Raw genomic sequence first — 15,001 nt, 5'->3', positions numbered from 1 at the left:
GTCAATGGCCGCACAGGTCCCCCTCCCGGCGCGGGCCGACGCGGACGCACCCCGGCTGTAGCCGGTAAGACAGGGAGACCTGCCTTGCGATCTCAGTCCTTGAGGGGTGCCGTGCTGGCCCGGACTGTCAGAGTCGTCGCGATCTCCAAGCCGACCTGGGGCGCCGCCTCGCCCCGACCGAGGGTGAGCGCCAACTCCGTGGCCGCCACGGCCATCTCGGTCAAGGGCTGGTGGACGGTGGTCAGGGGCGGGTCCACCCAGGCCACGACCGGCAGGTCGTCGAAACCGACGACACTGAGATCATCGGGGATGCGCATTCCGGCCTCGCGTGCCGCCTGGTACACGCCGAGCGCCTGCAGGTCGTTGGCGGTGAAGATCGCTGTCGGACGCTCGGGCAGGGCGAGCAGGGAACGCGCCGCCGCACAGCCGTCCTCGCGGGTGAGTTCCGTGTGTACGACGAGTTCGGGATCGACCGGCAGGCCCGCGGCCCGCATCGCGGAGCGGTACCCGTCCAGCCGGGCGCAGCAGCACAGCACGTCCTGAGGTCCGCTGATCATCGCGATGCGGCGGTGCCCGAGCTCGGTGAGGTGGCGGGTCGCGGCCCGGCCGCCGGACCAGTTCGTGGCGCCCACGAACGGGACGTCGTCCGGCAGCTCCGTGGTCGGGTCGAAGACGACGAACGGGATGCCCTTCGCCCTCAGTTGCTCCCGCTCGACCGCGGAGAGCTGGGCCACGGACAGAACGCAGTTGGGGCGCCGGGAGACGGTGTCGTCCCAGGTCGGAGTGGCGTCGTGCAGGCCGAACTCGGACACCATGAGGCCCACGCGGTGCCGGCGGGCCACCCGCTCCACACCCCGGATGATCTCCACCGCCCACATGTCCTTGAGCTCGCGGAACACCAGTTCCACGACGTTGCTCCGGTTGGCACCACTGGGCTTGCGATACCCGTATCGGTTGACCAGTTCCTCGACTTTGGCGCGGGTGTCCGCGGAAACCCCCGACTTGCCGTTGATCACCTTGGACACGGTCGGGACCGACACCCCCGCCGACTCGGCGATGTACGCGATGGTCACCGGCCTGGACGAGTCGCTTCGGCCGCTCTCGTGGTCCGCCGGTCCGTCAGCTGCGTTGTCCGCCAAGGTCGCCTTCCCGGTCATCGAACAGCCTGCCCAACAGCCGCGAGGACGAAAGCTCGTTGAACAGTGCCGCGTGGGTGTGCCCGACGGCAAGTCTCGCATCTCGTGCTGACGAACCTGTGGCCTATGACACATCGTCATGTTACTTTCTCCGACCGCGAGCAGAGAAAGTTTCCATCTTCATCGAGTTTTCATCAGGTTTCTATCGGGTTCATGGCCGACTTGAGGCCGGCCACGTGTCGAAGTGTCTGGCAGGGCCCTGCCGGGTCCGTGCCGCCCACGAGCCGGAAGGTGCACGTGATGACGAGGAGACGGTCAAGCTTCTTTCGCCGCGGACGCTGGTTACCGCGTTTCGTGCCGGGACTCACGGCACTGCTCCTGGCGGTATGCCTGCTTCCGCTGCTGCCGGCCACCGCCCGGGCAGCCGACCCGCCCCCGCCCAGCGCCCCGGCCGCCCGCGCCGCGGTGGCGGCCATGCAGCCAGGCTGGAATCTGGGCAACACCTACGACGCCATCCCCGACGAGACGTCCTGGGGCAACCCACCCGTGACCAGGGAGCTCCTCAGGAAGGTCAAGTCGGAGGGGTTCAGGAGCATCCGACTGCCCGTCACCTGGGGCGTCCACCAGGGCGCCGCACCCGACTACGCGATCGCCCCGGCCTGGATGGCGAAGGTGCGGCAGGTCGTCGACTGGGCGCTGGACGAAGACCTGTACGTGATGATCAACATGCATCACGACTCATGGATGTGGGTCAACAACCTCTCGGCGGATCACGACGCCGTCCTCGCCCGGTACACCGCCACCTGGACCCAGATCGCGGCGGAGTTCCGGGACAAGCCGTCCAGGCTGGTGTTCGAGAGCATCAACGAACCAACATTCAGCGGCACTTCCGGAGACGACCAGAACTACCGGCTGCTGGACGAGCTCAACACCGCCTTCCACCGGATCGTCCGCGCCTCCGGCGGCGGCAACACCGACCGGCTGCTCGTCCTGCCCACCCTCTACACGAATGCCGACCAAGGACGGCTGGATGCGCTGGCCGCCCACCTCACCGCTCTGCGCGATCCCATGGTGGTCACGACCGTCCACTTCTACGGATGGTGGCCGTTCAGCGTGAACATCGCCGGATACACCCGGTTCGACGCCACCTCGGAGAAGGACCTCACCGAGACGTTCGACCGCGTGTACAACACCTTCGTCGCACACGGCATCCCGGTCGTCATCGGTGAGTACGCCCTGCTCGCCTACGACCACAACCGCCCCGGCATCATCGAGCGGGGCGAGCAGCGCAAGTACTTCGAGTTCCTGGGCAACTACGCCCGCGAGCGGCAGCTCACCACCATGCTGTGGGACGCCGGTCAGTTCCTGAACCGCAATACCCTGCAATGGCGGGACCCGGAGCTCTTCGCCCAGATCAAGTCGAGCTGGACCACGCGTTCGGGCACTGCCGCCAGCGACCTGCTGTTCATGCCGAAGTCGGGCGCCGTCACAAGCCGGACGCTCACGCTCAACCCGAACGGCACCGACTTCGAGGGACTGCGGCACGGCTCCCGCACCCTCGTCCATGGCAGGGACTACACCGTCTCCGGCAACCAGCTCACCCTGACGGCCGCCGCCCTCACCGAGCTGGCCGGCGATCGGACGTACGGAGTCAACGCGACGCTGGAGGCCGGGTTCTCCCGCGGTGTGCCATGGCGGATCGACGTGATCACATATGACACACCGGTCCTGTCGAACGCCTCCGGGACCACCAGCGGCGGCGTGACCATCCCCACCCGGTTCCGGGGCGACATGCCGGCGACGATGGAGGCCAGGTACGACGACGGAAGCAACGCGGGCCCAGCGAGCTGGACTCCCTATCAGCAGTGGGACACCGCGTTCTCGGCGTACACCGGCGACTCCATCAAGCTGACCCCCGACTTCGCCAACTCGCTGAGGGACGGCTCCCGGGTCACGCTCACCTTCCACTTCTGGAGCGGCGTCCTGGTGACGTACTACGTCACCAGGACGGGAGACACCCTGACCGGGACAACCGCCTGACCTCAGTGAACCGACATCGACACCGACACCACCTCAACGGCTCGGCCTCGGCGTGCGCGAGCGGTCAGCCCAGTTCCGTCTCCAGCCACTGCAGGACATCGGGTGTCACGGGGTCGGTGATATCGGCGAACTCGTCGTGCTTCTTCAGGAACTTGGCCACGTACGGGCAGACGGGCACGATCCGCTTTCCCGAGGCGCGCACGTCGGTGAGCGCCTCCTGGACCAGCCGGGAGGCCAGGCCCTGTCCGGCGAAGGCGTCATCGACCTCGGTGTGGAAGAAGACGCGCTGTTCACCGCGGTCGCGGTAGGCGGTGAGTCCGGCGCGCTTGCCGTCGACCAGGATTTCGTAGCGGTTCCTGGAGTCTGCCCGCTCGACGGTCGTGGCGGCGGAATGCTGGCTCATGGGGTGCCTTTCAGAGGGGGTTGATGACGCGTCGGAATCAGTCGCGCGGCGGGTTCCTGCGTGGCGTGATGACGGCGTTCGGCAGGGCGGGGGCGGGAAGACGGTCGCCCGGATACCCTTCGACGGCGCCGAAGCGATCGGAGGAGTTCTGCCAGTCGTCGCGGGCCTTGGCGATGTCCTCATGGCTGCGCCCGATGAAGTTCCACCACATGACGATTTCCTCCTCGAACGGGGTACCGCCGAGCAGGACCGTCCGTGCGACGGCGTCCGACTCGTTCGTCACCGTCAGCGTGTCGACGCCGGGGTGGGCGTAGCCCAACTCCGCGCGGCCGACCAGGGTGTCGGCCAGGCGTACCTCTCCCTGGTCGACCAGGAGGCCGTGCTCGAAGCCGGGGTCCACGGCGAGCGTGAGGGCCGCGCGCGGCTGGAGGACGATCTCGGCGCCGAGCAGGGGCGTGAAGGTCCGCACCGGGGAGGCGCGACCGGCGAGGGATCCCAGGAAGACCCTGATCTCGCCCCCGTCGATCCGTACGGACTCGGGTGCGTAGTGCTGGAAGTCCCGTTCGGTGTTGCGGTGTTCCTCCGGCAGGGCCACCCACAACTGGACGCCGTGCAGGATGGTGGTCCGCGGGGTGGAGACCTCCGAGTGGCAGATGCCGTAGCCGCCCGTCATGAGGTTCAGCTCGCCGGGCCGCACGTAGGCGTGGCTGCCGAGGCTGTCACGGTGCTCGATCTCCCCGCTGAACAGCCAGCTCACCGTCTGCAGCCCGGTGTGCGGATGCGGGGCGACATCCATGCCGCCGGTCGCCGAGACGTCGTCGGGGCCGTAGTGATCGGCGAAGCACCAGGCGCCGATCAGGGTCCGGGCCCGCTGCGGCAGAGTCCGTCGCACGGTCATCGCCCGGGGACCGCCGAGGGGCACATCACGCGGGGTCAGTACGTCGACCCGCGCCGCCCCGGCCGGCCGCTCGCCGTCCACCGCTGCGCCGCACCGCAGTTCCATGGGTTTCGTTTCGACATTGCTCACTGGGGACCGCCTCCCACCCGAAAATTGTTATACATTCAACTATCATGCCGTGTGACAGGCAGTGGCACCAACAGGTGTACACCACACGACGAGGGAGCCGGACAGGCCCCGGAGGAGTCCCAGGTTGAGCACCCACGCGACCGGGTCCGCGGTTCAGCGGATCTTCATCGACAAGCAGAGCCCCACCGCCTACCACGCACTGGTGCAGACCTCGGAAGCGGTCCGCGCGGTCGCCTCCGAGGCGGGGCTCGACCGGACGCTCGTGGAACTGGTCAATCTGCGCGTGTCGCAGATCAACGGCTGCGCCTACTGCCTCAACGTACACACCAGGGCGGCCGTGCGCGCGGGTGAGACCGCGCAGCGGCTCGGCGTGCTGGCAGCCTGGCGGGACACCGAACTGTTCACCCCGGACGAACGCGCGGCGCTCGCACTCGCGGAGGCGACCACCGACCCCGGTGACGCGGCACTTCAGGAGACCGCCTACAGCACGGCCCGCGAAGTGCTCACCGACGACCAGATCTCCGCCGTGATCTGGGTGGCGGTCACCATCAACGCGTTCAACCGCGTCTCGATCATGAGCAAGCATCCGGTACGGCCGCAGTAGACGGTCCCGGGGGTTGTTGCCGGAGTTCGGCCGCGCCAATCGCTCGGGTACGCCAATCGCTCGGGTACGCCGGTCACTCGGGTACGCGGATCACTCGGGTACGCCGATCAGGAGCAGTGTCACGTCGTCGTCATGGGCGGCCGAGTCGGGAAGGAGGGTCCCGATGAGCTGGGCTGCGGCATGATCGAGGTGCTCCGGGCTCGCGGGGGCGCCCTTCAGCGTGACATCGAGGGTGTGGGCGAGGACGTCGATCTGGACGTCGATGTCGGTGCCCGGTCGCTCGACCAGTCCGTCGGTGTAGAGGGCGAGTGTGCTGCCCGGCGGCAGCCGGTGGGTCGTCTGCTCGTACGGCTCGCCGCCGGACGAATCGTTGACGCCCAGGGGCACACTGACCGGTGCCTGCAGCCGGCTGGCAGGGCCTTCGGGGTTCAGCGCGATGACCGGGGGGTGTCCGGCCGAGCACAGGGTGACCTCGCGGGTGCCCTGGTCGATCACCAGGTAGCAGCAGGTGACGAGCTGGTCCGCCAGGTCGCTGACGAACGCGTCCAGCCCGGTCATGAGCTGGCCGGGTGGTACGCCCGTGCGGGCCAGTGCGTGGGCGGCGGCGCGCAGCTGGCCCATGACGGCCGCCGCGTCGAGGCCCCGGCCCATCACGTCTCCGATGACGATGCCGGTACGGTCCTTGTCCAGGGGAATGATGTCGAACCAGTCGCCGCCGACCCCGGGGTCCTGGACGGACGCGAAGTACCGGTGGGCGCTGGGCAGGTGCGGCAGGAGGGGCGGTTCGCCCATGAGGCTGTGCTGCAGGGTGTAGGCGATGCGTCGTTGCTGCTCGTAGCGCTCGGCGCGTTCGGCCTCGGCCTTCTTGCGTTCCGTGATGTCCCGCACGGTCAGGAACACCAGCGTTCCCTGTTCGGCCTGGAGGGTGCTGACGCTCGCCTCGACGGGGAACTCGGCGCCGTCGCTGTGCAGCCCGTACAGGTCCTTGTCCACCACCGTCGGCTTCGGGTCGGGCAGCTGCAGGTACCGGCGCAGAAGCGCGTTGTGCCGGGGACGCTGCGGGCCGGGTACCAGATTGTCGACCTTGGTGCCGATGAGGCCGGCCGGGGCATGGCCGAACAGTGGTTCCACCTGCGCGTTGGCCATGACGATGGTGCCGTCGCCGTCCGTGATGAGGGTGGCGTCCGGTCCGGATTCCAGCAGCGCGAGGAAGCGCTGGTTGGCCTGCTGGACCTCGCGCTGGGCCGCGACCCGTTCGGTGATGTCGACGAACACACCGCATACGGCGTAGGGCACGCCGGACGGATCGTTGAGCGGGAACAATGCGGCGAGGAAGTCCTGCGGGCCCGCGGGCAGGTTGAGATGCTCGTGCCGTTGGACGGGGGTGCCCCGTGCCAGCATGTCGAGGTCGGCGGCCCGCGCCTGACGCGCCACGTCCGGCGGCAGAACGTCCTGGTCCGGGCGCCCCAGTATCTGTTCGCGGGGCAGGCCCATGCTCTCCTCGAACCTCGTGTTCACTGCCAGGAAGCGGCCGTCCAGGTCCTTGATGAACATCACCGCGGGCGTGTGGTCCATGAACGCCTGCACCAGTTCGTTCTGCCGCAGCTGCCATTCGGCACGGGCGTGCGCCACCTCGATACGTCGGCCCACGTTCAAGGTCGTGAAGATGACCGCGGTGAACACGGTCACGTGGCCACACACCAGCAGCGCGGTGCCCAGACGCGTCTCGTACAGACCGATGTCCTCACCGGCCAGGACGATCCAGCCCAACAGCAGCGGAGCGACCAGGGTGGTGACGAACAGCCTGCGGCCCAGTGCTCCCGTGGTGCCCGCGTTCATCAGTAGTCCCGCAGGGCCTTCGTCCGGCCGGCTCAGGAAGGCCGCGAGGCCCACCAGCACCAGGGCGAGCGCGGTGTGCAGGGCCATGGCCGTGTAGCCGCCGAACCGTTCCAGCTCAGGCACTTCGTAGGCGAAGCCGTAGAGCCGCAGCATGCCCAGGGCGAGGACGGCCAGGCCCGGGATCTGACTCATCCAGGCGGGCAGCCGGAATGTGGTCGCGCACAGTGACGCCACGCCTGCGAGCATCAGTGCCACTGCCGTGTTCGGTGCCATGCGTCCGGGCGCCCCTGTCGCCACCTGGACGGTGTCGTCGTGGAAGAGGAGCTGATCGAAGCCCAGGTCCGCCTGGGTGACGTATTCCACAATAGTGAGCACGCCGATCAAGGCCGCAAGGACTGCGGCCGTACGCGCCACCGTGGTCATTCGCGCGGTCACGGATCTGCGGGCCGCGATGACCAGGGAGAGCCCCAGCGCCAGCAGCGCCAGGGCGGTGTTCGGCTTCATGGATCCGGCAACGCCGGGCAGCACGCCCCTCAGGACATCGATGCCGAGGACCCAGCCGAACAGGCCAGCCGCGCCGAACAGTGCGGCCACCAGAGCCGCACCCTGAGCCACGAGCCCGACACCGGTCACAGCGCGCTCGTGGAACGGCAGCCCCTCGGCCTGCCCCCTGTCTGACACCAAACCTCACCTTTGATCATAAACAACTTAATCGGCGCAATCGGGTTAAGTGTCGCAAATGTCGCGAGTTTGGTTGTGGGGGAGGGGGAGATGTCATGTGCACGGCTGCAATGGCGGAGTCCTGAACGGCTTCACCCGCGGCGCGTGGCACAGGAACCGGAACCGCGCGGGCGCCCCGGCGGCGGGTGCCGGCGTGGGTGTGTCAGTGGCGTCCCGCTCGGGTCAGTGCGTCCTCGGTCTGAGTGGCCAGAGCGGCGACGAGGTCGGCTGCCGGGGCCAGGTCGGTGATGAGGTCGACGCCCTCGCCGGCCCAGACCGGTAGCGGGGGTACGGCACCGCGGGCCACGTCGTGCTGGTAGTCCTGACGCGCCTGGGGATCGGCGGCGAGTTCGGCCTCCCGGCCGCGCCATCGGTCGAGGTGGGGATGGCCGAGGGTGCGGGCGGTGTACTGCTCCGGCCAGCGCGCGCCGCGGGCGATGTCCAGCACGCGGCTGCGCTCGGTGTCCTGCCCACCGCCCTCGAGGATCGCCTTGGTGATCGAGGGGTCGACCAGGGCCTCGGTGGTGGCCTGGAAGCGGGTGCCGATGACCGCTCCGGCAGCGCCCAGCACCAGGGCCGCGGCCACGCCCCGGCCGTCGGCGATCCCACCGGCCGCCAGTACCGGCACGGGTGCCGCCAGATCCACCACGGCGGGCACGAACGGCAAGGTGGACCGCCCGCGCCGGGCTCCGTGCCCACCGGCCTCGGTGCCCTGGGCCACGATGACATCGGCGCCCAGATCCACCGCACGTCTGGCCTCCTCCAAGTCGGTGACCTGAAGGATCAGCGCCACTCCGGCCTGCCGGACGAGGTCCACGAACGGGCTCGGGTCGCCGAAGGACAGCATCACCGCCCGCGGGCCGTGCTCCAGCGCACGCTCCACCGCACCGACATCGATCGCCCAGGTGAGAAAACCGACACCCCACGGCTTGTCGGTGCCCTCGCTGACGATCGGCAGCTCGCGGTCGAGCCACTGCGCATGCCCGTATCCGCCGCCGAGCAGCCCAAGCCCTCCAGCCCGGGAGACAGCCGCGGTCAGCGCGCCGCCGGCCGACCCGCCCATCGGAGCGAGCGCGATCGGGTACCGCACGCCGAACATCTCTGTGAACGCCGTCGACAACGCCATGCCCGCATCCTCGCTCGTCGCCGGACGGACGGGCGCACAAACGCGGCAACCCAACCTCTGCGCCGCGGCGTAGGACGTGCCCGCTGCCTCGGCGTGTTCGAGCAGTGCGGTCGCTGTCACCTCGTAGCGGACAGCGGTACTCGCATCTCCACGTACGTCCCGGCGCCGGGAGCCGACTCCACCTGTACCAGGCCGCCGACACCCGTCACCCGGTCCCGCACGGAGCTGCGCAGGCCCAGGCCGCCGCCCGGCACCGCGGACGGGTCGAAGCCGGTGCCGTTGTCGAGGACGCTGACCAGGACCGCGTTCCCGGACAGTTCCGCCCGTACCACCGCCCGTTCGGTTCCGGCGTGCCGGAGGACGTTGGCCAGGGCCTCCCGGGTGGCGTCGACCAGGGCCTCGACGATCAGGGCCGGGACGGTCGCCCCGGCTCCCTCCCGGCGGCCCGCGCTGCGCAGTTGGGCGGTGTTCAGCTCCACGGCGAGGCCGACGCGCGCCATGTCCTCCGCGAGGGACGACAGCCCGTGCGCCAGGTGCGTCGTACCGTCCTGGCCGTCCGGGCCGTGTCGGCCGTCAGAGCCTGCACCGCCCGGCGCCGGGTGCTCGCCGCGCACGAACCCGCGCAGCCATACCGCCTCCGCCCGCACATGGGCCCGTAACCCCGGATCCGTGACCCAGGGGGTACGAGCCAGCGTCTCCAGGGTCTGCAGCACCCGGTCGTGCAGCAGGCGTGCGTGCCGGACCCGCTCCCGTTCGGCGGCGAGTTCCGCCTCTCGGGCGGCCGCGGTGGAGGTGGCCGCGTCCAGTTCCCGTCCGGTGCGCCGCAGGGCGCGGGCCACGGCCCAGGCGATGCCCGCGTTGGCCAGGTAGGGGACACCGTTGGGGACAGCGTTCCACACGGGTTCGCCGAGCCGGAGCACGGCGGTGGCGGCGTACGCGCTCGCCGGCACGGCGGCCAGTACGAGAACGGCCGCCAGCCGTTCGACCACGAGCCCGAAGCCGATGCTGGCCAGCAGGCTGAACGGATACGCGAAGTACGCCCAGGTGGAGCCGTGCGTGTGGTCGGCCAGCCCGCCGCCCACCACCAGGACGACGGCCAGTACGGCGGAGTCCGCGACCGCGAGCGCGGGCGGTGGCACCCGCCGGCGCCGTAACGCCACGGCCACCAGCGCAAGACTCTCGGCGAACACCGCCGCGCACAGCGCCAGACCGGCCCAGAGCGGCCGGTAGTGCGGGTGGGTCGCGACCGCGCCGATGGCCACCTGGAGCAGCCCGCCGAGCCGGAAAAGGACATACGCCCGCAGCACGATCCGCTCGTTGCGCAGGGCCCCGCCACACCCGGGGTCCGCTACCTCCTCCGCCCTCGTCACAGTGGCGCGCGCCCCGTGGAGTCGCGGCGCATCCTCGCCAGCGCGGCCCTGGTCAGCTCGGCCTTGTTGCCGACCTGGAGCTTCGCCCGGATCCGCTCGACGTACGTGTCCACGGTGGTCTTGCGCACGCCTAGCCGCGTGGCGATCTGTGCGTGGGTGAAGCCGCGTGCCACATAGCTCAGCGTCTCTTCCTCACGGGCGGAGAGCCGGGGGCTCCCGGGGGCCGCCGGGCCGCCGCCCACCCGGGTCAGCTCGGCCTGGAGGATGTCGGCCAGCTCGGCCGAGAGCGAGAAACCGCCCGCGGCCACCGTCTCCACCGCCGACACGAACAGCTCCGCGCTGCAGTGCTTGGTGACGTAGCCGCAGGCACCGGCCCGAATCGCGCCGAGTACGTCAGCGGGCCGCCCCGAGGCGGACATCACCATGACCCGGGTGGTGGCGGCGAGCGCCGCGACCCCGTCCAGGGCTGGGGTGTCAGCGTCGAGGTAGAGGTCCATGACGATCACGTCGGGGGCCGCACCGGCCGCCAGCGCGTCCTCCAGTTCGGCGAGCGATCCCACGGACACGGATACGGACACGGCCCCCGATGCCGCCCCGGAGGTGTCTGCCGATATGCCCGAGCCCGGCGGGGCGCCGAGGATGTGGGCGACGCCGTGCCGGGCGAGGGGGTGGTCGTCCACCACCGCGACGGTGATCAAGCCGGCGTCCTCGGCGGCCGGGCCACCGCGGGAGGGCGGCGCCGGGGCGACAGGCGCATGTGTAGGGGCAGGGGCAGGGGCAGGGGCACGGTCATGGTCATGGTCATCGGCGGACATTGTTTACCTTCCTCCCGCCGCAGAAAAGTGCGGAGGCACAGAGAGCCGGGCCGGACTCCGCCCCCGGTGTCCGCGCGGCGTCTTTCCCGTGCTGCGCGGAGCCTTCCCGGCGTGGTGGCGGAGCCCGGCCCGGTGTCCGGTGCCCGAAGTGGTCAGTACGTCAGTAGCAGACCTTCTGGCCCTTGTTGATGTACTCGTAGTAGCCCTGTCCGCAGCCGAGGTGCCACAGACGGCGCGGCTGGGCGCTCTGGCCGCCGTAGACGCCGCCGGCCGCGGTGAGCTTGGCGTTGTACATGAGCGAGAAGTGCAGATGCGGAGCGAAGCCGCCCGTGCCGCCCACCAGGCCGATGACGGTGGCGTCGGTGATCTGCTGGCCCTTGCTGACCATGATCCTGCTCAGGTGGCACACCACGCTCCAGTAGCCGCCGCCGTGGTCCACGACGATGTACTGCCCGCAGGTCTCCCAGCCGGCCGGGGCCCAGCCGGCGTAGAGCACGGTGCCGGGGCCGCCGGGGGCAAGCACCTCGTCGCCCTGGGCCATGCCGAGGTCGAGCGCGTAGTACTGGTTCATGTTGCCGGCGGCGTTGCAGTTGACGTGGTAGCCCTCGCCGTAGTAGCTGCCGTTCTGCCAGGCGTAGCCCGCACCGCCGTTGGCCTTGGAGGTCAGCGGGGTCTGCAGGAACTTGCTGGTCGGCCAGTCCACGCAGCCGGCGATCGCCGACGGCGCGGCCGGTGCGGCGGACGCGGCGGGCACGGAGACGAGGGCGGCGAGCGCCGCCACCGCCGCGGTCAGCACCAGGGCGAGCCGCCCCGGGCGTGCGCCGCGTCGGGCGCCGTCAGCGGGCTGGGCAGTGGGGTGGGCAGCGGATCTCGGCCCTCGGATCCGCATGGAACGTAGTGAGCGTCTGGAACGCATGGAGCCTCCCTGGGGGGTGACAGACAGGGGTGCCGAAGTGTCTGTCCATCTGTTGGCCGCCCAAGAGTGACAGCGGAGGCGTCGCCGGATCAGGGTGCGCTCTGTCGGTAATTCGCACGACAGGGGTTGTGGTGCAGGGTGTGGGATGCGGTTTCCGGATCGCCGGTACGAGTTGGGGGAAGGCCGGCGTGGCGCGTGCGTAACTCACTGAGTCGGTCACGGATCAGACGGCTGAAAGCCCCGCTCAAGAACGCTGCAGGCACCCTTCCGGCAAGGCGGCCCCGGTGCTGCACAAGTGCTTGATGGCTGCCGCGAAGGAATAGCAGTCGAAAAGAGCCGAGTGCTCCTTCCCGGCCGCGGGCCTGGGGAGATCCAGAACCTGCCACAGGCGACCCACGTTGACTGTCGCCGTCGTCGGTGCGATGGCGTTCAGCCAAGGGCGGATATTCAGGAAATGGGCAGCGAGGTAGCTGTTCTTGACTTCTTCACCCCGGGCTCGCGCCCAACCCACGTTCTCCCCGAGAACGACCATGTCGTTGCCGTAGGAGAGTACGGACTGACCACGACAGAAGCCCAGGAAGTCGCCAAGTGCGGCTGCCGGGGAGAGCCCTTCACGGTCCACGGTCTCCTGGTCGATTCCAGTGAGCTCGGTGAAGTACGAGGACAGTTGTGGATTGGCCGTGGGCCGGACCAGCGCTTCGTACTCCTCGACGATGGAAAAGTCCTCACGCAGGCGGAGCGCGCCGATCTGCACAATCTCGCGAAGCTGCCCTGACGCCCCCCAGTCCTGCTCGAGCGCCCCTGGCCATGACGTGAATTCCAGGTCGAATAGAACGAACGTGCGCAAAATTGATCTCCCTCTGGTGCGGGTCGCTGACAGGCTAGCCCTGCCCCTTGCGCTCTTGCGCCGGCAGAGACGATTTCCCGCCAGGGCTACTTCGCCTGCCCTCGCAGAATCACCGCCATTTATTAATGGGGAGTACAGCCTTCATTGCCTTGTGTGGCAAGTTGCGGCACAAGGGCTGCGTCCCACCCTGGGGGTCGCGCGGAAGACCGGGCTGACGCATCACGCACAGCGGGCTCAGGGTGCACTGCGCCTCGACCGACGGCCGCTGAACGTTGCAGACATCTGACTCTAGACAAGACTGGACATGTATGGCTAGCTTCCAGCCATGCCCAAACAGGTCCTCAAGCATCAGCGCATCGCCCGTGTCCTGGCCCGCGAGATCCAGAGCGGCACCCTGGAGCCGGGCAGCAGGCTGCCCGGCGAACACGCGCTCACCCGGCGCTTCGAGGTCAGCCGGACCACCGTCCGCCAAGCGCTGGACGAGCTCAGCCGGCAAGGACTGATCTCCACGCACGCTGGTGTCGGCTCGTTCGTCACCTTCGACGGCAGCCTGCTGGACAACACGCTTGGATGGACCAGGGCGCTGGCCGACCAGGGTGCCCGGATCACCACCGAGATCCTCCGCCTCGAGGCGGTGCGCGATGCCCGGCTGGCCGAGGAACTCGGTGTCGAGGAAACCGAGTTCATGGTGCTCGACCGGATGCGCGTGCTTCCGGAGGGCACACCCGTCGCACTGGAGCGCAGCAGGGTTCCGCTGGCCCCGGCCCTGGCCGACGTCCCGCTGCGCGGGCTGCTGGACGACTCGCTCACCAAGACCCTGGCTGCGGCGGGGCTGCGCGCCACCCACGGCGACGAGTGGGCGAGCGTGCAGCCGCTGGCCGCCGACGAAGCGGCGCTGCTCCGCCGCCCGGGGGGCGAGACCTGGCTCAGGACCCGCCGGGTCAGCCGCGGAGCGGACGGCCGGGTCGTGGAGCAGGTGACCAGCCTGCTCGACCCCGCCCGGTTCCAGTTGCACCTCGGCTTCGGCGAGCAGCCACAGCCGGAATGACCCGGCTCATAACCGACGTACACGCGCACACTCACAGGAAGCCCGAATGAACCACCAGCATGACCGCGCCCTTGGCGCCCTGTACGGCCTGGCCTTGGGCGACGCACTGGGGATGCCCACCCAGATCATGTCCCGGCGTTCGATTGTCGCCCGGTTCGGCACCGTCACCGGGTTCGAGCCCGGTCCGTCGGACAATCCGGTGAGTGCCGGAATGCCCGCCGGTTCGGTCACGGACGACACCGACCAAGCCGTCATCGTCGGCCGGCTGCTCACCGAGTCCGGCGGTCGTATCGACCCGCTGCGGCTCGCACACGAGCTCCTGGAGTGGGAGCGCGACATGAAGGCCAAGGGCTCCTTCGATCTGCTCGGCCCCTCCACCAAGGCCGCCTTGGAAGCGGTGTCCCGCGGTGTACCGCCGGAGGAGGCGGGCAAGTCCGGTGCCACCAACGGCGCGGCCATGCGGATCACCCCTGTCGGCATCGCCTTCTCCCACACACCGCTGGAGCGCTTCCTCGACCAGGTCGCGGCGGCGTGCCAGGTCACCCATGACACCACCATCGGCATAGCCTCCGCCGCCGCCGTGGCCGCGGCGGTGAGCCGGGGCGTCGACGGCGGTGACCTGGAGGACGCCTTCGACGCGGCGATCACGGCGGCCGCGGCCGGCGCGGAGCGCGGCCACTGGGTCGCCGGCGCCGATATCGCCGCCCGTATCGGCTGGGCCGTGGACCTGGTCCGCGGTCTGCCCGAGCAGCAGGCCCTGGACCGCGTATGCGATCTGGTCGGCACCAGCGTCGCCAGCCAGGAGTCGGTTCCCGCGGCCTTCGCCGTACTGGCCCTCGCCGACGGCGACCCATGGCGGGCCTGTCTGCTGGCGGCGAACCTCGGCGGCGACTGCGACACCATCGGCGCGATCGCCGGCGCCATCGCCGGTGCCATCAGCGGCGCCTCCGGCCTGCCCGCCGAGGCACTGGCCACCCTGCGCTCGGTCAACGGTCTCGACCTGGAACCGATGGCCACCGCTCTGCTCGCACTGCGCGCCGATCCGGCCGAGTGAACACACGCCCGCACACCAACCCGCACCGCACCGGAGCACCCCCGGCCGAAGAGACC

Annotated in this window: 13 protein-coding genes; 4 read left to right on the top strand and 9 right to left on the bottom strand. The window is 69.8% G+C overall.

Annotation, left to right across the window (positions count from 1 at the left end; translation table 11 throughout):
• Positions 1-92: 92 nt before the first annotated feature.
• Positions 93-1,157, bottom strand: a complete 1,065-nt coding sequence (locus tag FPZ41_RS04515; protein WP_152859337.1) for a LacI family DNA-binding transcriptional regulator — start codon at positions 1,155-1,157, stop codon at positions 93-95.
• 279 nt (positions 1,158-1,436) lie between these two features.
• Here FPZ41_RS04515 and FPZ41_RS04510 point away from each other — a divergent pair, with 279 nt between their 5' ends.
• A complete protein-coding gene (locus FPZ41_RS04510; RefSeq protein ID WP_152859335.1) occupies positions 1,437-3,176 on the top strand; it encodes a cellulase family glycosylhydrolase in 1,740 nt (579 codons plus the stop codon).
• Positions 3,177-3,240: 64 nt separating this feature from the next.
• Here the strand turns inward: FPZ41_RS04510 and FPZ41_RS04505 are convergent, their stop codons facing one another.
• Positions 3,241-3,579 carry a GNAT family N-acetyltransferase gene (locus tag FPZ41_RS04505; protein WP_152859332.1) on the bottom strand — a complete coding sequence of 113 codons (339 nt, stop codon included), beginning with the start codon at positions 3,577-3,579 and terminating at the stop codon, positions 3,241-3,243.
• A gap of 37 nt (positions 3,580-3,616) precedes the next feature.
• Entirely contained in the window at positions 3,617-4,606 is a 990-nt protein-coding gene (locus FPZ41_RS04500; RefSeq protein WP_322619815.1) for a pirin family protein, read from the bottom strand.
• Positions 4,607-4,730: 124 nt separating this feature from the next.
• Here FPZ41_RS04500 and FPZ41_RS04495 point away from each other — a divergent pair, with 124 nt between their 5' ends.
• Positions 4,731-5,210 carry a carboxymuconolactone decarboxylase family protein gene (locus FPZ41_RS04495; RefSeq protein WP_131557637.1) on the top strand — a complete coding sequence of 160 codons (480 nt, stop codon included), beginning with the start codon at positions 4,731-4,733 and terminating at the stop codon, positions 5,208-5,210.
• Positions 5,211-5,300: 90 nt separating this feature from the next.
• Here the strand turns inward: FPZ41_RS04495 and FPZ41_RS04490 are convergent, their stop codons facing one another.
• From FPZ41_RS04490 to FPZ41_RS04465, 6 genes are all read right to left on the bottom strand, one after another.
• The gene (locus FPZ41_RS04490) at positions 5,301-7,730 is read right to left on the bottom strand and encodes a SpoIIE family protein phosphatase (RefSeq protein ID WP_152859331.1); all 2,430 of its coding nucleotides are present in this window, start codon (positions 7,728-7,730) and stop codon (positions 5,301-5,303) included.
• Positions 7,731-7,932: 202 nt separating this feature from the next.
• Entirely contained in the window at positions 7,933-8,895 is a 963-nt protein-coding gene (locus FPZ41_RS04485) for an NAD(P)H-dependent flavin oxidoreductase (protein ID WP_152859329.1), read from the bottom strand.
• 116 nt (positions 8,896-9,011) lie between these two features.
• Entirely contained in the window at positions 9,012-10,265 is a 1,254-nt protein-coding gene (locus FPZ41_RS04480; RefSeq protein WP_152859327.1) for a sensor histidine kinase, read from the bottom strand.
• Positions 10,262-10,963 (bottom strand): LuxR C-terminal-related transcriptional regulator, encoded by a 702-nt coding sequence (locus tag FPZ41_RS04475; protein WP_194235984.1) that lies wholly within the window; start codon positions 10,961-10,963, stop codon positions 10,262-10,264. Before FPZ41_RS04475 ends, FPZ41_RS04480 begins: the two co-directional genes overlap by 4 nt.
• 277 nt (positions 10,964-11,240) lie before the next feature.
• Positions 11,241-11,969: a M23 family metallopeptidase gene (locus FPZ41_RS04470; protein WP_194235983.1), complete on the bottom strand. Its 729-nt coding sequence runs from the start codon at positions 11,967-11,969 to the stop codon at positions 11,241-11,243.
• 271 nt (positions 11,970-12,240) lie between these two features.
• Positions 12,241-12,843, bottom strand: coding sequence for an exonuclease domain-containing protein (locus FPZ41_RS04465; protein WP_152859321.1), 603 nt, complete (start codon positions 12,841-12,843; stop codon positions 12,241-12,243).
• Positions 12,844-13,168: 325 nt separating this feature from the next.
• Here FPZ41_RS04465 and FPZ41_RS04460 point away from each other — a divergent pair, with 325 nt between their 5' ends.
• Positions 13,169-13,891, top strand: a complete 723-nt coding sequence (locus FPZ41_RS04460; protein WP_152859320.1) for a GntR family transcriptional regulator — start codon at positions 13,169-13,171, stop codon at positions 13,889-13,891.
• 46 nt (positions 13,892-13,937) lie between these two features.
• Entirely contained in the window at positions 13,938-14,945 is a 1,008-nt protein-coding gene (locus FPZ41_RS04455) for an ADP-ribosylglycohydrolase family protein (protein WP_152859318.1), read from the top strand.
• The last annotated feature ends 56 nt before the right edge of the window (positions 14,946-15,001 follow it).

This window comes from Streptomyces acidicola (assembly GCF_009377235.1).
Lineage (GTDB): Bacteria > Actinomycetota > Actinomycetes > Streptomycetales > Streptomycetaceae > Streptomyces > Streptomyces acidicola.
Note: the sequence above shows the minus strand (reverse complement) of the source record. Positions and strands in the feature narration are given on the sequence as shown.

Excerpts from the sequence above, each read along its gene's own strand:
- FPZ41_RS04515 (WP_152859337.1), bottom strand. The coding sequence starts at position 1,157 with ATGACCGGGAAGGCGACCTTGGCGGACAACGCAGCTGACGGACCGGCG.
- FPZ41_RS04510 (WP_152859335.1), top strand. The coding sequence starts at position 1,437 with ATGACGAGGAGACGGTCAAGCTTCTTTCGCCGCGGACGCTGGTTACCG.
- FPZ41_RS04505 (WP_152859332.1), bottom strand. The coding sequence starts at position 3,579 with ATGAGCCAGCATTCCGCCGCCACGACCGTCGAGCGGGCAGACTCCAGG.
- FPZ41_RS04485 (WP_152859329.1), bottom strand. The coding sequence starts at position 8,895 with ATGGCGTTGTCGACGGCGTTCACAGAGATGTTCGGCGTGCGGTACCCG.
- FPZ41_RS04470 (WP_194235983.1), bottom strand. The coding sequence starts at position 11,969 with ATGCGGATCCGAGGGCCGAGATCCGCTGCCCACCCCACTGCCCAGCCC.
- FPZ41_RS04460 (WP_152859320.1), top strand. The coding sequence starts at position 13,169 with ATGCCCAAACAGGTCCTCAAGCATCAGCGCATCGCCCGTGTCCTGGCC.
- FPZ41_RS04455 (WP_152859318.1), top strand. The coding sequence starts at position 13,938 with ATGAACCACCAGCATGACCGCGCCCTTGGCGCCCTGTACGGCCTGGCC.